Here is an 18,407-nt window from a genome sequence, read left to right on the forward strand (position 1 = left end):
GTGAGTTGATGTTTTCCAAGTACAAGAAGCAAGCGGCGAAGCCTGCCGCTCCGGCACCTGAACCGGTTGCCGCTCAGGCAGCCGCTGCAGCGCCTGCTGCCTCGCTGCGCCGGCCGGTCCAGCGCAAGGCGGCTGAAGCGCAGCCGATGGACAAGGAGCGCAAGCGCAAGGAGCGTTTGGGCGAGATCAAGATCCAGCTGCACCGGGAGCTGCTGGAAAACCTTAACCTGGCCGCCTTGGAGCGCGCGGGCGAAGCGGAGCTGCGTTCTGAGATCGCCACCATCGCCACCGAGATCCTGGCCGAGAAAAGCATTGTCCTGAACCGCGAGGACCGGCAGCAACTGAACAAGGAGCTGTATGACGAAGTCACCGGCCTTGGCCCCCTGGAGGCGCTGCTGCAGGACGACACGGTCAGCGATATCCTGGTGAACGGCCCGCAGCAGATCTTCGTTGAGCGCAACGGCAAGCTGCAGCTGTCCGACATCACCTTCAAGGATGAAAAGCACCTGATGCGGATCATCGACAAGATCGTCTCTGCCGTGGGACGCCGGGTCGATGAATCCAACCCTTATGTGGACGCCCGCCTGGCCGACGGCTCGCGCTTCAACGCGATGGTGCCGCCGATCGCGGTGGACGGCTCTCTGGTGTCGATCCGGAAATTCAAAAAAGACAAGCTCGGGATCGACGACCTGGTTCAGTTCGGCGCCTTCACCGAGGAAATGGCGGCCTATCTGCAAGCCGCGGTATCCACCCGCCTGAACGTGATCGTCTCGGGCGGTACCGGTTCCGGTAAAACCACCACGCTGAACGCGCTGTCGTCTTTCATCGACAACGCCGAGCGCATCCTGACCATCGAGGACACCGCGGAACTGCAGCTGCAGCAGACCCACGTGGGCCGGATGGAAAGCCGCCCGCCGAACGTCGAAGGCAAGGGCGAGGTCTCCCCCCGCGACTGTCTGAAAAACGCGCTGCGGATGCGCCCAGACCGCATCATCGTCGGCGAAACCCGCGGCGAGGAAGTGATCGACATGCTGCAGGCGATGAACACCGGCCACGACGGCTCGATGACGACGATCCACGCCAACTCCGCCCGCGACGGCATCTCCCGCTTGGAAAACATGATCGCCATGGCCGGGATTGAGATGCCGATCAAGGCAGTGCGCAGCCAGATCGCGTCAGCTGTGAACCTGATCGTGCAAGCCTCGCGCCTGCAGGATGGTTCACGCCGGATGACCTCAATCACCGAAATCACCGGCATGGAGGGCGACGTGATCTCGATGCAGGAAATCTTCCGCTTCCAGCGCGTCGGCCTGACCCCGGACAACAAGATCATCGGCCACTTCACCGCCACCGGCGTGCGCAGCCACTATTCTGAGCGCTTCCGCCTGTGGGGCTTCGATCTGCCGCCCTCGATCTATGAACCCACCGTGATGGAGAAGCGCTGATGCAACTGAGTGCGGAACCGCTTATCTACGGCCTGATCTTCTTTGGGGTGCTTGCCCTGGTCGAAGGCCTGTATCTGTTCACCTTCGGCAAATCCATCAGTCTCAACAGCCGGGTCAACCGCCGCCTGGAGATGATGGAGAAGGGCAGCAACCGCGAGCAGGTGCTGGAGCAGCTGCGCAAGGAGCTGGGCCAGCACGCAAGATCGCAGTCGATCCCGCTGTATTCCCTGCTGTCGGAACGGGCGCAAAAGGCCGCCATTGCCTTTTCCCCCAAGCAGCTGATCCTGATCATGGCCGGCTTGGCGGCCGTCGCCTTTGTCGGCCTCAGCATCGGCACCTCCGCCCCCCTGCCCGTCCGGGTTCTGGGCTCTGTCGTCATCGGCGTCGGCGCGGTGTTCTTCTGGGTCAACAAGAAAGCCGCCAAGCGGATGGCAATGATCGAAGAGCAGCTGCCGGACGCGGTGGAACTGATGGTGCGCTCCTTGCGCGTCGGCCACCCCTTTACCTCTGCGGTGCAGATCGTCGCCAATGAGGTCGAAGACCCGCTGGCCACTGAATTCGGCATCATTTCCGACGAATGCGCCTATGGCCGCGATGTGGGCGAAGCGCTCAAGGAAATGGCGGAGCGGCTGGATATGCAGGACATGCGCTTCCTGGCCGTCGCCGTGACAATCCAGCAGCAGTCAGGCGGCAACCTGGCCGAAGTTCTGGCAGGCCTTGCCAAGGTGATCCGGGCCCGCTTCCGCCTGTTCCGCCGGGTAAAGGCAATCACTGCCGAGGCGCAATGGTCGGGCAAGTTCCTGTCGGGTTTCCCGCTGTTCTGCCTGGTCGGCATCCTCGTTAAAGATCCCAACTATTACGACAACGTGCTGGACCATCCCTGGTTCATCCCCGCCTGTTTCGCCGTAGGCGTGATGCTGACAGCCAACCTGTTTGTCATGCGCATGCTGACCAACATCAAAGTCTGAGGAGGCGGCCGTGGATTTTCTGACCGGAATTAACGACTACCTGACATCGCAGTTCGGCGAGTTCGGCCCGCTCCTGGCGCTTGGCATTGCCGGTTTGTTCATGATCCTTCTGGCGGTTCCGCTGCTGCTGAACCAGCCGGAGGATCCGCTGAAGAAGCTGCAGAAAAACATCAAGCCGGAAACCCGGACCGACTCGAAGAAGGAGCGTCTGCGCCAGGCCAACCGCAACGAGCAGCTGCAAAAGTTCGCGGGCTTCCTGGAGCCGCAGAACGCCGATGAGCTGTCGGCGATGGAGCTGAAGCTTCGCCAGGCAGGCTATCATTCCAAGGACTCGGTCCGTCTGTTCCACTTTGCCCAGTTTGCCCTCGGGCTGCTGGGGCTGATGGGAGGCCTGTTCTTTGTCTATGTGCTGAAAGCTGACATCGACTATGACAGCCAGCAGATGGCAATCCGCATCATCGGCCCGGGCGCGGCCGGCTACATGCTGCCGAAATACTGGATCACCCGCCGCATCGAAGAGCGCAAGCAGAAGATCACCGAAGGGTTCCCCGATGCACTGGACATGATGCTGGTCTGCGTCGAGGCCGGCCAGTCGCTGGACCAGGCGATTGTCCGCGTTGCCAAGGAGCTGCACGCCTCCTACCCGGACCTGGCCGAAGAATTCGAGGTCGTCGCCTATGAGATGAAGGCGGGCAAGGAAAAGGACAAGGTCCTGCGCGACATGGGCACCCGCTGCGGGGTGCTGGACGTCTCCTCCTTTGTGACGGTGATGATCCAGTCCGCCAGCTTCGGCACCTCGATCGCTGATGCGCTGCGGGTTTATGCCGGGGAAATGCGTGACAAACGCGTCATGCGCGCAGAAGAGGCCGCAAACAAGTTGCCCGTGAAGATGACCCTTGCCACAATGGGCCTGACGGTGCCCCCGCTGCTGATCATTCTGGTCGGCCCGTCGATACAGGGCATCATGAATATGGGCAACGCAGGCAACTGAACATGACATCAAAAGGACGGGCTGCGCCTGTCCGCCTCAGCCGTGCTCTTGCCGCCGCCAGCGTTCTTGCGCTGGCGGCGGCCTGTGCGCCGGGCGGTCTGAAACAGGACAAGGGCAGCCCCTGGGCGCCGGGCGCCGATCACCGCAAGTCCGCTGAGGACGGCTTGCAGGTCGGCCACCGGCTGATGGCCGCAGGCGAGCACGAGCTGGCACTGGAGGCCTTTACCCGCGCCGCGCTCGACCAGGGTCTGACCGCTGAGGTGCTGTCCGGCATGGGCTCGGCCAAGCTGGGCCTCAGGCGGCTGGGCCAGGCAGAGGAGCTGCTGCGCCAGGCGGTCGACGCCGACCCGGCCTGGCCGGAGCCGATGAACAACCTGGGCGTCGTGCTGATGGAACAGGGCAAAACCGCCGAAGCCGTGCAGGTGTTCCAGCGCGCTTATGCGCTGGACAATGGCGAAAGTGACGCAATCCGCGATAATTTGCGCCTGGCCCTCGCAAAACTTGATAATCCCACGCATACTGAGCCGCAAAACCAAGATTATAAATTGGTGCGGCAGGGCGGCGGCAGCTACCTGATTCGCCAAGCACCATGACCGAGGCAGAGCAGTAAAAAGGACGCACAAATGCGCCAGCAGTTTTTCCTATCCGCTTCTCTGGCAGGGGCGCTGGTCTTATCGGCCTGCGCTGAGAAAGCCGATGAAACCGTCGAACGGGCCTTTCAGGAAGTGAATGTCATCGACGAGAGCAATCTCAACGATGTCATGCTGACCGTGGCCGACCCGAATGAGGCGGTGGTGCATTTCCAGCGCACCCTCAAGAACAACCCGGACCGGATTGAGCTGCAGCGCGGCCTGGCCTACTCGCTGATCCGCGCCAAGCGCACCACCGAGGGCACCACCGCCTGGAAAAAGGTTGTGTCGATGAAGGGCGCCACCAGCGAGGACAACGTGCAACTCGCAGGCGCGCTGGTGCGCAGCGGCGAATGGGACGCAGCCAAGGCCATTCTGGACAAAGTGCCGCCGACCCATGAAACCTATGAGCGCTACCGGCTTGAGGCCGTCGTGGCGGATGCAAGTAAGGACTGGAAGCGCGCCGACAGCTTTTATGAGATTGCCACCGGTCTGACCACCAAGCCGGCCAAGGTGATGAACAACTGGGGTTACTCCAAGCTGACCCGCGGTGACTTCGCCGGTGCCGAGCGTCTGTTCGGCGAAGCGATCCGCCAGGACCAGGCCCTGTTCACCGCCAAGAATAACCTGGTGCTCGCCCGTGGCGCTCAGCGCAACTACACCCTGCCGGTGATCCCGCTGGACCAGACCGAACGGGCGCTGCTGCTGCACACGCTGGCGCTGTCGGCGGTCAAGCAAGGCGACGTCAAGGTCGGGGAGAACCTGCTGCGCGAGGCGATCGACACCCACCCGCAGCACTTCGAGGAAGCCTCACGCTCGCTGGCGGCGCTGGAAAACGGCTGACCCATGCAATTCCCGGCCCATGCCGCCCTGTGGTTCCTGCCTTTCGTGCTGCCGCTGTGCTACACGGTGGCGCTGACCGACCTGCGCGGCATGCGCATTCCCAATTGGGCGGTTGATGTGCTGGCGGTGATCTATGTGGCCGTGGGGGCATTTGCGATGCCCTCCTGGGCGGATTACGGCTGGCACCTGCTGCATCTGCCGGTCGGGGTCGGCCTGGGTTTCCTGTTCTATTCCGCTGGCGCCGTTGGCGCCGGCGATGCCAAGTTTGCCGGTGTTGCCGCGCCTTTCTTTGCGCTTGGCGACCTCCGGCTGTTGATGATCACTTTCGCAGCCACCCTGCTGGCAGGCTTCACCGCCCACCGGATCGCCAAATACACGCCCCTGCGCCAGCTGGCACCGCATTGGCAAAGCTGGGAAACCGGCAAGAGCTTTCCCATGGGGCTCTGCCTCGGCGGCACCCTCGCAATCTACCTGACCCTGGCCGCCCTGTTCGGCAGCTGAGCCGGGCTAGTCCCTCAAATTCATCCGGATTTACTGCCGCCTCCGCGGAATTGCTGCACCCCCGCCCCGCTGTTGCCACAGTCCTGAATAGTCTGTTTCCAAGACCGCCTCCTGCTGGGGGCAGATTTCCGGATTTCAGGGACAGGCACCGCCATGAACATGCAGAACCTCGCCGTGATGGCCCCTCCCGCCCCCAAGGGCCTGGAGCAGATGCAGCTGCCGCTGGTGATGATGCGGGACATCCTGCTCAAGACCATCTTCCGCAAGAACGTGGAAACGGTGACCGAGATTGCCGAGGCGATCTGCCTGCCCGGCGCCGTCACCCAGGAGCTGGTGGACCTCGCCCGCGAACAGAAACTGCTGGAGGCCACCGGCACGCTCAACGCCAACAGCGGCAACGAGATGGGCTACCAGCTGACCGATGCGGGAAAGGCCCGTGCGCTGGATGCGCTCAGCCAGTCCGAATACTTCGGTGCCATGCCGGTGCCGCTGGCGGTCTACCGCGAGCAGGTCAAGCGGCAGTCGATCCGCAACATCCAGGTAACACGCGACCAGCTGACCAATGCGATGGGCCACCTGATCCTGCCGAACAGCCTGCTGGACCACCTGGGCCCGGCCGTCAGCGCAGGCCGCTCGATCCTGATGTACGGCCCTCCGGGCAACGGTAAATCCTCAATCTCCAACGGCATCCGCGACGCCCTTGGCGATCATGTCTACGTGCCGCGCGCCATCGAATACGCGGGCCAGGTGATCACCGTTTACGACCCGATCGTGCACACCATGGTCGAGCAGGAGCCGGATGATCCCAATGCCCTGCGCCGCCGCCGCCGCTTCGACGAGCGCTACGTTATGTGCGAGCGACCCACAGTGATCACCGGCGGCGAGCTGTCGCTGGACATGCTGGACCTGGTCTACAACCCCACTGCCCGCACCTATCAGGCGCCGCTGCAGCTGAAGTCCACCGGCGGCATCTTCATCGTCGACGACCTCGGCCGCCAGGCAGAGCCGCCGCAGGCGCTGGTCAACCGCTGGATCGTGCCGCTGGAGGAAAGCAAGGACATCCTGGCGCTGCAGTCGGGCGAGAAGTTCGAGGTGCCCTTCGACACCCTGGTGATCTTCTCCACCAACTTCCACCCGAACGAGATCTTCGACCAGGCCGCCCTGCGCCGGATCTTCTTCAAGATCAAGATCGACGGTCCGGACCAGGAAAACTACCTCAAGATTTTTGCCATGGTCGCCCGCAAGAAGGGTATGCCCTTGGACGAAAGCACCCTAGTGCACCTTCTCCGGAACAAATACCCGACGATCCGCAACATCTATGCCAACTATCAGCCAGGATTCCTGGTCGACCAGATGATCGCGATCTGCGAGTTCGAAGGCATCCCCTATCAAATGTCGCCGGAATTGATCGACCGCGCCTGGGCCAACATGTTCGTCAAGGATGAGACCATCGTGAAATGACCCGGCCCCAAAGTTTTTTGAAAACTTTGGGCAGAACTCTTTAGAAAAGTTTTGCGGCAGCCCCTACATGGGACGGATGAGCAATCTGCCACCCGTCATTGAAAACTGGTTTGCCTCCAAAGGCTGGTCGATCCACCCGCACCAGCACGCCATGCTGGAGCGGGCGTCCCAGCCCTGCACACTGCTGATCGCCCCCACCGGCGGCGGCAAAACCATGGCCGGTTTCCTGCCGACCCTGGCAGAGCTGGCAGACGGCAGCCATGAAGGGCTGCACACGCTCTACATCTCCCCGCTCAAGGCGCTGGCGGCCGATATCAAGCGTAACCTGCGCACGCCGGTAGAGGAGATGGGCCTGCCCATCCGCATCGACGACCGCACCGGCGACACCCCCTCCAGCCGCAAGAAACGCCAGCGAGCCGATCCGCCGCATATCCTGCTGACCACGCCCGAGAGCCTCGCCCTGCTCACATCCTACGAGGACGCTGCCCGCACCTTCAAAGGGCTTAAGCGGGTGGTGGTTGACGAAATCCACGCTCTGGCAGAAAGCAAGCGCGGCGATCAGCTGATGCTGGCGCTGGCCCGGCTCCAAACCCTCTGCCCGGACCTGCGCCGGGTGGGGCTGTCGGCCACTGTGGACGATCCGCAGGCGATTGCCAGCTACCTGGCCCGCCATCCGGACCCCTGCGAGATCGTGCTGGCCGACCCTGGCCCGGCACCGGATATCCGGATGCTGGAAACCACTGAACCGCCCCCTTGGGCGGGCGGCGGCGCGGCCTATACGATCCCGGCAGTGATGGAGCAGATCAAGGCGCATAACACCACGCTGATCTTCCACAACACCCGCGCCCAGGCAGAGATTTTCTTTCACAACCTCTGGCTCGCCAACGACGACGCCCTGCCGATCGGCATCCACCACGGCTCGCTCGACCGGGTGCAGCGCGAGCGGGTCGAGGCGGCAATGGTCCGGGGCGACCTTCGCGCCATCGTCTGCACCGGCTCCCTGGATCTCGGCATCGACTGGGGCGACGTGGACCTGGTGATCCAGATCGGCGCCCCCAAGAACGTGAAACGTCTGGTGCAGCGCATCGGCCGGGCCAACCACCGTTACAATGCTCCCTCCAAAGCGCTGCTGGTTCCCGCCAACCGGTTTGAGGTGGTGGAATGCCGCGCCGCGCTGGAAGCCGTGCGCGAAGGCGACCTGGACGGCGAGCCGCGCGGCGCAGGCCCCCGCGACGTCCTGTGCCAGCACATCCTGATCGCCGCCTGCGCAGGCCCTTTCAACGCTGACAGCCTGTATGCCGAGATGACCCAGGCCGGTGCCTATGCCGGCCTCACGCGCGCGGAATTCGAAGCCTGTCTCGATTTCTGCGCCACCGGCGGCTACGCGCTGAAAGCTTACGACCAGTGGCAGCGCCTGCTGCAACGCCCGGACGGCAGATGGCAGCTGCGCGACCCCCGCGCAGCGGCCCGTATCCGTATGAACCTCGGCACAATCCAGGACACGGACCTGGTGAAGGTCCGCCTGAAACGCAGCCGCGGCGGCAAGCCGCTGGGCGAGATCGAGGAGGCCTTTGCCGCCACCCTCACCCCTGGCGACACCTTCCTGATCGGCGGCCAGACGGTGCGCTACGAAGGCCTGCGGGAGATGACGGTGGAGGTCAGCCGCAACCCCGGCAAGAAACCCAAGATCGCCGTGTTCTCCGGCACCAAATTCGCCACCTCCACCCAGCTCAGCGCCCGTATCCTGGAGATGTTTAAGCAGGACAGCTGGCCCAGCCTGCCGCGCCACACCGCCGATTGGCTGGCGCTTCAGCGCGAGGTGTCCGAGCTGCCCCGCGCAGGCTCCCTCCTGATCGAAAGCTTCCCGCATGACGGACGCGAACACGCTTGCGTCTATGGCTTCGCGGGCCGCAATGCCCAGCAGACGCTGGGACTTCTCCTGACCAAGCGGATGGAGGAACTGGGCCTTGATCCCCTCGGCTTCGTGTCCACCGATTACGCGACGCTGATCTGGGGGCTGGAGGAACTCACCGATCCGGCGCCGCTGTTCGACATTCACGCCCTGCGCGATGGACTGGAGGGCTGGCTGGCCGGCAATGCGGTGATGAAACGCGCCTTCCGCGGGGCCGCCACCATCGCCGGGCTGATCGAGCGCAACACGCCAGGCCAGCGCAAGAACGGGCGGCAGGCGACGTTTTCCTCCGACATCCTCTATGACACGCTGCGCAAATACGACCCGGGCCACTTGCTGCTGGACATCACCCGCGAGGAAGCGCTGCGCGGGCTCGTCGACTTCGGCCGCATCGAGGAGATGCTGGCCCGGATCGACGGCCGCACTACTCTGAAACGGCTGGAGCGCATCTCCCCGCTGGCCGCCCCGCTGCTGCTGGAGGCCGGCAAAGTCCCGGTCAAAGGCGCCGCAGAGGAGAAACTGCTGCTGCGGGAAACCGAAGCGCTGATGCAGCAGTCTGGTCTCAGCGCCCTGCCGCAATAACCCTTGCCAGTGCCGCTGGCACCATTAAGAACGCATCATGAACGGCTTTGACTTCACTCTGGCGGGCGTCCGCCTAACCGCCCTCGGCAGCGGCGCTCTCTGGTGGGCGCAGCAGCGCACCCTCTGCGTCTCCGACCTGCATCTGGGCAAATCCGAACGCCACGCGCGGCTCGGCGGCAGCGCTCTGCCCCCCTATGAAACCCGCGAGACGCTTGACCGGCTCGAAGCTGTTCTCAATGAAACCCGCGCGGAAACGCTCATCTGCCTCGGCGACAGTTTCGACGATGACGCAGCCGGGCGCGCGCTGCCGCAGGAAGACCTGAAGAGCATCACCCGCCTGATGCAGGACCGCCGCTGGATCTGGATCGAGGGCAACCACGACCCTGCCCCCCCGGGACTGGGCGGAGAGCACGCCGCCGCCCTGACGCTGGGCCCGCTCACCTTCCGCCACATTGCCGACCCGCAAGCGAGCGCGGAAATCTCCGGCCATTACCACCCCAAGGCACGGTTGCGCAGCACTTCGCGGCCCGCCTTTCTGGTGGATGCCGCCCGCGTTATCCTGCCTGCCTTCGGCACCTATACCGGGGGCCTGCGCAGCAGCGATCCTGCGTTTACACCGCTGATGGCGCCCGATGCTCTCGCCATCCTGACCGGCCCGCGGCCGCTGCCGGTGCCAATGCCGCGCTGACCGGGCAAATGGCGCAGCGTCACCTGCGCAAGGCGCCGGCGCTCCTCTATGCTGCAGGCAAACCAGCAGAAGGACACCGAAATGGAAGACCGCATCCGCAGCAGCTTCGCCAAGCAGAGCATGATGCAAACTCTGGGTGCAGAGGTTGAAAGCGTCACAGCAGGTGAAGTGGTGATCACCGCCCCCATCCTGCCTGGCAGCCGCCAGCAGCATGACGTGGCCCATGCCGCGCTCAGCTTTGCGATCGGCGACACGGCCGCAGGCTATGCGGCGCTGACAATGATGCCCGAGGACAGCGAAGTCATGACGGCGGAGATGAAGATCAACCTGCTGGCTCCCGGCGCCGGAGAACACCTGCGCGCGACCGGCAAAGTCATCAAACCAGGCCGCCGCCTGGTCATCGTCACCGCGGAGGTTCACGCAGTAACAGGACATGAGCAAAAGCCGGTCGCAATCCTGCAAGGCACCATGGTGCCGGTCACTGCCTGACCCCCGCCTTTCACCTTTCAAAAAATACTCCCGCCGGAGGCGTCCGGCGGGAGCATCACTTTCAGTGCTGTTCTGCGCTTCAGGCGGTCAGGCCTTCCGGCTCGGCCAGGTTGTTGGCGCGGCAGGCGGCGGTCACGGTGTTCGCCAGCAAACACGCGATGGTCATCGGGCCGACGCCGCCCGGCACCGGCGTGATCGCGCCTGCGCGCTCAGCCGCCGAGGCGTAGTCCACATCGCCCACCAGACGGGTCTTACCCTCGCCCTTCTCCGGCGCGTCGATGCGGTTGATGCCGACGTCGATCACCGTGGCGCCTTCCTTGATCCAGTCGCCCGGCACCATCTCCGGACGGCCCACCGCCGCCACCACGATGTCGGCGCGGCGCACCACGTCAGGCAGATCCTTGGTGCGCGAATGCGCGATGGTCACGGTGCAGCTGTCGCCCAGCAGCAATTGCGCCATCGGCTTGCCGACGATGTTGGAGCGGCCGATCACCACCGCGTCCAGGCCCGAGAGGCTCCCATGGTGCTCGCGCAGCATCATCAGGCAGCCCAGCGGCGTGCAGGGCACCATCGACTTCTGGCCGGTGCCCAGCAGGCCGACGTTGGAGATGTGGAAGCCGTCCACGTCCTTCTCCGGCGCGATCGAGTTGATCACCAGATCCTCGTCCAGATGCCCCGGCAGCGGCAGCTGCACCAGGATGCCATGCACGGACGCGTCGTTGTTCAGCTGATCGATCAGCGCCAGCAGATCAGCCTCGGAGGTGCCCGCGTCCAGCTTGTGCTCGAACGAGTTCATGCCCACCTCGACGGTGCTCTTGCCCTTGGAGCGGACATAGACCTGGGAGGCCGGGTCCTCGCCCACCAGCACCACCGCCAGGCCGGGGGTGATGCCATGCTCCTCTTTCAGCCGCGCCACGTGCTCCGCCACCTGGCCGCGCACCTTGGCCGCAAAGGCCTTGCCGTCAATCACTGTTGCTGCCATTGCTCTCTTCCTTTCCGCCGGGGGCGCCGCCCCGGATCCGGTCCCGTCATCTCAAAGCTTCAGCGGCCCGGGGACACCCGGGCCGCTGCATTCCGTTTGCGGTGCCTTAGAACAGGCCTTCGATCTGGCCGTCCGCATTCAGGCAGATGGTTTCCGCCGCCGGTTTGCGCGGCAGGCCCGGCATCGTCATGATCTCGCCGCAGACCACCACGATGAAGCCGGCACCGGCGCTGAGGCGCACTTCGCGCACCGGCACCGAGTGGCCCACCGGCGCCCCGCGCAGGGACGGGTCGGTGGAGAAGGAGTACTGGGTCTTGGCCATGCAGACCGGCAGGTTGCCGTAGCCCGCGTCTTCCCATTCCTTCAGCTGGTTGCGGATCTTGTTGTCCGCCAGCACCTCGTCGGCGCGGTAGATGCGCTTGGCGATGGTCTCGATCTTCTCGAACAGCGGCATCTCGTCCGGGTAGATCGGCGAGAAGTTGGCGGAGCCTGCGTCGACGATCTCGACAACCTTCTCGGCCAGCGGCGCGGAGCCTTCCGAGCCCAGCTCCCAGTGGCGCGACAGCACCGCTTCGACGCCGTGGGAGGCGCAGTAGGCTTTGACGGCGTCCACTTCCGCATCGGTGTCGGTCACGAAGTGGTTGATCGCAACCACAACCGGCACGCCGAAGGATTTGACGTTCTCGATGTGGCGGCCGAGGTTGGCGCAGCCGGAGTTCACCGCCTCGACGTTCTCGGCGCCCAGATCCGCCTTGGCAACGCCGCCGTTCATCTTCATCGCGCGCACGGTGGCGACCAGCACAACCGCGGACGGCGCGATGCCTGCCTTGCGGCACTTGATGTTCATGAACTTCTCGGCGCCCAGGTCCGCGCCAAAGCCCGCCTCGGTCACCACGTAGTCAGCGACTTTCAGCGCGGTCTTGGTGGCAATGACCGAGTTGCAGCCGTGCGCGATGTTGGCGAAGGGGCCGCCGTGCACGAAGGCCGGGTTGTTTTCCAGGGTCTGCACCAGGTTGGGCTGCATCGCGTCCTTCAGCAGAACGGTCATCGCGCCTTCGGCCTTGATGTCGCGGCAGTAGACCGGGGTCTTGTCGCGGCGGTAGGCCACGATGATGTCGCCCAGGCGCTTTTCCAGGTCCTTGAGGTCGGTCGCAAGGCACAGGATCGCCATCACTTCCGAGGCCACGGTGATGTCAAAGCCGGTTTCGCGCGGGAAGCCGTTGGACACGCCGCCCAGGGACGCGGTGATCTGGCGCAGGGCGCGGTCGTTCATGTCGACCACACGGCGCCAGGCGACGCGGCGCACGTCGATCTCGCACTCGTTGCCCCAGTAGATGTGGTTGTCGATCATCGCGCTGAGCAGCGAGTGGGCCGAGGTGATGGCGTGGAAGTCGCCGGTGAAATGGAGGTTCATCTCCTCCATCGGCACCACTTGCGCGTAACCGCCGCCTGCAGCGCCGCCCTTCATGCCGAAGTTCGGGCCGAGCGAGGCTTCACGGATACAGATCATCGCGTTTTTGCCGATCCGGTTCAGCCCGTCGCCCAGGCCCACGGTGGTGGTGGTCTTGCCTTCGCCCGCCGGGGTCGGGTTGATCGCGGTCACCAGGATCAGCTTGCCGTCTTCCTTGGACTGCACCGAGTTGATGAACGCCTGGCTCACCTTCGCCTTGTCGTGGCCGTAGGGGAGCAGATCATCGCTGGAAATCCCGATCTTAGCACCAATCTCCTGGATCGGCTTCTTCTGCGCCTCACGCGCGATCTCAATGTCACTCTTGTAGCTCATGGCAAGGTTCCTGCTGAGTTTGCATACGATCGCCGGCACAAGGATGCCGGTTTCGCGATAGACTTAGCCAATATGCGGCAAAACGCGCGCGTGATTTCCGACATTATCCTGCCTTGAAGCGGCGTGGGCTCTTTCCCTGCGCCGCTCCGGGTTCCTTAAAGGAAACGCATTCCCCTAAAAGAAGGAACTCACGGGGCCCAGGCGCGCTGGTCCGGCACAAAGAGGGTGAGACTGGCGCCCAGGGACAGGGTTCCGGGGCGCTCCACCCAGGCGGTGATTCCCCGGCGATTCTGTGCTGCGGGTTTGAACCGGGCGCCAAAGCCCGCATGGTCCTTTTCGATCTCCCGGCCCGGCAGCACGCAGGGGCGGTTTTCCATGTCCACGGTCAAGGTCATCCCGTCCGGCCCCTGCAGGCGCGAGGACGGCGGCACAAAAGTGAAATCCGGGATCCCGCGCAGCACCACGGTCGCGCCCAGATGTGCAGGGTCGATCCGGTCCATTTCCATATCCGCTGCGATCAGCGCCAGTTCTTCCTCCGACAGAATGGTCAGCTGGCGCACGTTGCGGATTTCGGTGCCTTCCGGGTAAAGATTGCGGACCCGCACGCAGGAGGCGCGGTTTTCGCCCTCGTGGCGCTCGCCAGTAATTCCGCCGAACCCCAGCGCCAGCCTGTCCGAGGGAACCGCTTGCAGCCCCGCACCTGCCGGGACGCTGCCCAGCCAAGTGATTTCGCCGCTGAACCCGCTGTCGCGCAATACCGGCATTCCGGTTCTCCTCAAATGAATTTTGCCTGTGCAGCGGACCTTACAAGCTTTTCCCGCAGCCGCCACCCGGTAACGGCACAGCAGGCGACTTTCCCGGGCCCGGACGGGACGCAGCACTTTGGGTTCAATGCAGGCGCAGAGCGACTGTGGATCGGATCGCATAGGCGATCCGATCCGGGCGGGGGCCGCGGCGGGCAGCACAGCTGCCCGCCGCGGCCCCCGCCACCCCTCAAAAGCAAACGTCCCGGAAACCGCTGCAGGTCTCCGGGACGATATTTCATTTTCCGGCTAAGTGATTAGGCAGTCGGCTCAGGCTCCATACCGCCTTCAGGCGGGGTTTTCTTGGGCTTGGCCTTGGGGATCGCGGTCACGGACGCATTGCCCTCATCCTCACCGCCATCCTCATCATCGCCGGCCTGCGGCGGCTCGCCGTTCATGACCCGCTTGATTTCGTCGCCCGTGAGGGTTTCGTATTCCAGCAGGCCCTGCGCCAGGCGTTCCCACTCTTCCTTATGCTCGGTGAGGATCTGGAACGCGCGGTCATAGCCTTCCTGGATGAAGGTTTTGACCTCTTCCTCGATCAGCTCCTTGGTGTGGGCCGAAACCGAGAAGCCGGCGGTGTTGCCCGAATAACCCTCATGCGCCTCGGCATAGTCGATGTTGCCGACCTTGTCGGACATGCCCCAGCGCATCACCATGGCACGCGCCAGCTGGCTCGCCTGCTGGATATCGCCGGCAGGACCGTTGGAGACATGGCCTTCGCCGTATTTGATGATCTCGGCTGCCTTGCCGGCCATGGTCATCGCCAGCTTCTGCTCGCACTCGTCCTTGTGCCAGTTCAGCCGGTCCATTTCCGGCAGGCTGACCACCATCCCCAGCGCGCCCCCGCGCGGGATGATCGTCGCCTTGTAGACCGGGTCGCATTCCGGCAGCACCAGACCGACAACCGCGTGGCCTGCCTCGTGATAGGCGGTCTTTTCCTTCTGGTCCTGAGTCAGCACCATCGAGCGGCGCTCAGCCCCCATCATCACCTTGTCCTTGGCGGATTCGAAATCCTCCATGGTGACGAACCGGCGCCCGACACGGGCGGCCATCAGCGCGGCCTCGTTCACCAGGTTGGCCAGGTCCGCGCCCGAGAATCCGGGGGTGCCGCGGGCGATGATGCGCAGGTCCACATCCGGGCCCAGCGGGGTCTTGCGGGCATGGACACCCAGAATCTTCTCGCGGCCCTTGATGTCGGGGTTGCCGACGGTGACCTGGCGGTCGAAGCGGCCAGGGCGCAGCAGCGCCGGGTCCAGCACGTCCTTGCGGTTGGTGGCGGCCAGGATGATGACACCCTCATTGGCCTCAAAGCCGTCCATTTCCACCAGCAGCTGGTTCAGGGTCTGCTCGCGCTCGTCATTGCCGCCGCCATAACCGGCGCCACGGTGGCGGCCGACGGCGTCGATTTCGTCGATGAAGACGATGCAGGGCGCGTTCTTCTTGGCCTGTTCGAACATGTCGCGCACGCGGCTTGCACCAACACCCACGAACATCTCAACGAAATCGGAGCCGGAGATGGTGAAGAAGGGCACGCCCGCTTCCCCCGCGATGGCGCGGGCCAGCAGCGTCTTACCGGTGCCCGGAGGGCCGACCAGCAGCGCGCCCTTGGGGATCTTGCCGCCAAGGCGCGAGAATTTCTGCGGATTGCGCAGGAATTCAACGATCTCTTCCAGCTCTTCCTTGGCCTCGTCGATGCCCGCCACGTCGTCAAAGGTCACGCGGCCATGCTTTTCGGTCAGCATCTTGGCCTTGGATTTGCCGAATCCCATGGCACCGCCTTTGCCGCCGCCCTGCATGCGGTTCATGAAGTAGATCCAGACACCGATCAGCAGCAGGAACGGAAGCAGGGTGATCAGGAACGACTGAAAGCCCGACTGCTGCTGCTTTTCAGCGCGCACCGGGATGTCATTTGCGATCAGCAGCGAGGTGACCTCGGCATCGCCCGGTTTGATGGTGACGTAGTTCTGCCCGTCGGTGGTGGTATAGCGCACCTGTTCCCCGTCCAGAGTGACGGTGCTGACCTTGCCGGTTTCAACCGAGCTGACAAAGTCAGAGAAAGTGCGTTCACGGCTCTGCATCGTGCTGCCGGAACCACTGAACAAATTGAACAGCGCCAGAATCAGCAGAAACAGAACAACCCAAAAGGCGATATTGCGAGCGTTGCCCAAGGAAAGTTCTCCCAATCAGATAGGCGCACCGCACGGGCCGCCTGCGTTGTGCTTAAAATAAGGATCATTCAGGCAGGTTCAATGAGATAAAAGGGATGCAAAGAACTCTTCTTCGCTTCCTGCCGTTTCAGCCGACCAGCCATTGGCCAGTCCGGCCGCGGGCGCAGCGGCCAGCCGGGCACCGTGCCACACCGCCGGTGTGGCCTCCAGCACCGCGCCCGGCACGCCCGCGGCGCGCCAGTCGGGGCATTGCGCCAGCCCCTGCCGCCCCAGGGCCCGCACTTCGCAACCCTTTGCATCACCGCCGAAAATCTTCCACCTGCCATCCCATCGCTGCCCCGGCAGGGCAGTTTCCCCTTTCACGGCATTGTATTCCCGGCAGATCCAGACCTGCTTGGCCGTGCTGACCAGGCGGCAGCCTGCCAGGGTGACGGAACTGCCGTTGCGCGCAGCCAGGACCGCCTTTTCCATCGGCACCCGGCGCGGCGGATAGGCGGCGCCCGAAATCCATTGAAAGGCGCGCACCAGCAGCCGGTGGCTAATTTCGCCGGGCAAAGTGCGGAACTTGCGCTGGCACAGAACAACGGCGCCGGTCTGGACATGGACCAGATCGCGGGCGGCCAGAAAGACATACCAGTCAAGCGCTTCGCGGGCCTTGCCCATATTCCGGGCGACCTTGGCAATCACGCCGGGCGTCAGCCCCAGCGGTGCCAGCTGCTCCAGCGCCTGGCGCACCCGCACCCGTTCGAACCGGGTATCCTCGTTGCTAGGATCCTCTGCCCAATCAATGCCACGGGCCTCCAGATAGCGGCGCAGCTCGCTGCGGGTCACATCCAGGAGCGGCCGCAGCAAGGTCACCCCATCGCGGGTGCGCCGCTCTGCCATGCCCGACAGCCCGGTCACCCCAGAGGCCCGGGCCATGCGCATCAGTACCGTCTCCGCCTGATCATCCGCTGTATGTCCAAGCGCCAGCACCGGAATGCCGTGCCGCCGCGCCCAGCTGCACAGGAGATCATACCGTGCCGCGCGGGCCTGCGCCTGCAGGTTGCCTTCCTGCGGCCTGTTCTCCCAGTGCAACACCTCATGGGGGATGCCAAGGCGGCCTGCCGCCGCCCCGGCTGCCGCCGCCTCATCCGCCGAGTCCGGGCGCAGCCCGTGATCGACAGTCGCCGCGAACAGCTCAACTTCTCCGCCGCCGAAACAGTCATGCAGCAGATGCATCAGGGCCATCGAATCACCGCCGCCGGACAGCGCGATTCCCAGCCTGGCAGGCAGAGCAGAACGGAACTGACTGCGCACCAGAGCAGGGATATCCCGCCCGGCCGGGGTCAAGAACAGCCCAGCTTGGCCATTTCGGCCTTGGCTTCTTCTTCGGGCCCCGTCCCCGGGAACCGCACACCGACCTCGGACAGTGTCACGCAGGCCTGATCGGTCTGGCCAAGGCGCCCCAATGCGGCGCCGAGCTCAAACAGCGCCTTGGGCGCCACCGGGCCGGAGGAATTGCCGGTAAAGGCCGCCAGATAGGCCCGGGCCGCCTCGCGGGTGTCGCCCAGCCCGTCCAGCGCCTTGCCGCGGCTGAACTCTGCCGCCGCCGCCAGCGGGCTGCCCGGATAGGCCTGGTTGAATGCCGCAAGCTTCTCTGCCGCTTCCTGATACTGCCCCTCGGCCAGAAGCTTCTCGGCGGCATCGAAATCCGCCTGCTCACCGATCGCCAGCTCGCCGCCCGTTGTGCCGCTATCCTCTGCCTGCGGGGCGGCAACCACCGCCGCTGGCAGCTCGCCGCCGCCCAGTGTCGTGGTCTCGCCCAAAGCGCCGACATCGCCGCCTTCCAGCTCAACCAGGCGGAATTCCAGGTCGCCGATCCGGTTGGTGCCATCAGCCACAATCCGGTCGATCCGGTGGCCCAGCTCTTCGGTTTGCAGGGTCAGCCGCTGCAGCTCGCTTTCAATCGCAGCGACGCGGTCCAGCACCGTATTGCCCGAAACATCCGCGGAAGGAGACCCGGTGGTCGACAGCTCGCGCTTCAGCCGCTGGATCTCCACGTGCAATACGGTCAGCTCCTGGCGGATATCCGCCAGGGTCTGCGAATCCTGCGCCGCCAGCGGCAGCGGCAGCAGCATCACAGTGGCCAGAAGCGCGGTGCGCAGAGATTTCATGCC

16 protein-coding genes are annotated in these 18,407 nt (G+C 64.4%); 10 read left to right on the forward strand and 6 right to left on the reverse strand.

Annotated elements, in window-relative coordinates:
* The first annotated feature begins 8 nt into the window (after positions 1-8).
* From ACXAED_RS03465 to ACXAED_RS03510, 10 genes are all read left to right on the forward strand, one after another.
* Positions 9-1,445 carry a CpaF family protein gene (locus tag ACXAED_RS03465; protein WP_475046913.1) on the forward strand — a complete coding sequence of 479 codons (1,437 nt, stop codon included), beginning with the start codon at positions 9-11 and terminating at the stop codon, positions 1,443-1,445.
* A complete protein-coding gene (locus ACXAED_RS03470) occupies positions 1,445-2,413 on the forward strand; it encodes a type II secretion system F family protein (RefSeq protein ID WP_475046915.1) in 969 nt (322 codons plus the stop codon). Before ACXAED_RS03465 ends, ACXAED_RS03470 begins: the two co-directional genes overlap by 1 nt.
* A gap of 10 nt (positions 2,414-2,423) precedes the next feature.
* Entirely contained in the window at positions 2,424-3,404 is a 981-nt protein-coding gene (locus tag ACXAED_RS03475) for a type II secretion system F family protein (protein ID WP_475046917.1), read from the forward strand.
* Positions 3,405-3,406: 2 nt separating this feature from the next.
* Positions 3,407-3,997, forward strand: coding sequence for a tetratricopeptide repeat protein (locus ACXAED_RS03480; RefSeq protein ID WP_475046918.1), 591 nt, complete (start codon positions 3,407-3,409; stop codon positions 3,995-3,997).
* Between the two features lie 30 nt (positions 3,998-4,027).
* On the forward strand, positions 4,028-4,876 hold the full coding sequence (locus ACXAED_RS03485; RefSeq protein ID WP_475046919.1) for a tetratricopeptide repeat protein: 849 nt from the start codon (positions 4,028-4,030) through the stop codon (positions 4,874-4,876).
* Between the two features lie 3 nt (positions 4,877-4,879).
* Positions 4,880-5,377, forward strand: a complete 498-nt coding sequence (locus ACXAED_RS03490) for a prepilin peptidase (protein ID WP_475046921.1) — start codon at positions 4,880-4,882, stop codon at positions 5,375-5,377.
* A 153-nt stretch (positions 5,378-5,530) separates the two neighbouring features.
* Positions 5,531-6,838, forward strand: coding sequence for an ATPase (locus tag ACXAED_RS03495; RefSeq protein WP_475046922.1), 1,308 nt, complete (start codon positions 5,531-5,533; stop codon positions 6,836-6,838).
* Positions 6,839-6,914: 76 nt separating this feature from the next.
* A complete protein-coding gene (locus ACXAED_RS03500) occupies positions 6,915-9,332 on the forward strand; it encodes a ligase-associated DNA damage response DEXH box helicase (protein WP_475053002.1) in 2,418 nt (805 codons plus the stop codon).
* A gap of 37 nt (positions 9,333-9,369) precedes the next feature.
* Positions 9,370-10,020, forward strand: coding sequence for a ligase-associated DNA damage response endonuclease PdeM (gene pdeM, locus ACXAED_RS03505; RefSeq protein ID WP_475046923.1), 651 nt, complete (start codon positions 9,370-9,372; stop codon positions 10,018-10,020).
* An 81-nt stretch (positions 10,021-10,101) separates the two neighbouring features.
* Positions 10,102-10,509: a PaaI family thioesterase gene (locus ACXAED_RS03510; RefSeq protein ID WP_475053004.1), complete on the forward strand. Its 408-nt coding sequence runs from the start codon at positions 10,102-10,104 to the stop codon at positions 10,507-10,509.
* Positions 10,510-10,588: 79 nt separating this feature from the next.
* Here ACXAED_RS03510 and folD read toward each other — a convergent pair whose 3' ends face one another.
* The 6 genes from folD to ybgF form a co-directional block, all read right to left on the reverse strand.
* Positions 10,589-11,491: a bifunctional methylenetetrahydrofolate dehydrogenase/methenyltetrahydrofolate cyclohydrolase FolD gene (gene folD, locus ACXAED_RS03515; protein WP_475046925.1), complete on the reverse strand. Its 903-nt coding sequence runs from the start codon at positions 11,489-11,491 to the stop codon at positions 10,589-10,591.
* Between the two features lie 106 nt (positions 11,492-11,597).
* Positions 11,598-13,274, reverse strand: coding sequence for a formate--tetrahydrofolate ligase (locus ACXAED_RS03520; protein WP_475046926.1), 1,677 nt, complete (start codon positions 13,272-13,274; stop codon positions 11,598-11,600).
* A 188-nt stretch (positions 13,275-13,462) separates the two neighbouring features.
* Positions 13,463-14,038 (reverse strand): MOSC domain-containing protein, encoded by a 576-nt coding sequence (locus ACXAED_RS03525; protein WP_475046928.1) that lies wholly within the window; start codon positions 14,036-14,038, stop codon positions 13,463-13,465.
* 296 nt (positions 14,039-14,334) lie between these two features.
* Positions 14,335-16,248, reverse strand: a complete 1,914-nt coding sequence (ftsH, locus tag ACXAED_RS03530; protein WP_475046930.1) for an ATP-dependent zinc metalloprotease FtsH — start codon at positions 16,246-16,248, stop codon at positions 14,335-14,337.
* 78 nt (positions 16,249-16,326) lie between these two features.
* Positions 16,327-17,580: a tRNA lysidine(34) synthetase TilS gene (tilS, locus tag ACXAED_RS03535; protein WP_475046931.1), complete on the reverse strand. Its 1,254-nt coding sequence runs from the start codon at positions 17,578-17,580 to the stop codon at positions 16,327-16,329.
* The gene (gene ybgF, locus ACXAED_RS03540) at positions 17,577-18,404 is read right to left on the reverse strand and encodes a tol-pal system protein YbgF (RefSeq protein WP_475046933.1); all 828 of its coding nucleotides are present in this window, start codon (positions 18,402-18,404) and stop codon (positions 17,577-17,579) included. The genes tilS and ybgF overlap by 4 nt, the downstream gene beginning before the upstream one ends.
* Positions 18,405-18,407: the final 3 nt, after the last annotated feature.

The sequence above is a fragment of the Leisingera sp. ABM4_103 genome (genome assembly GCF_056158685.1).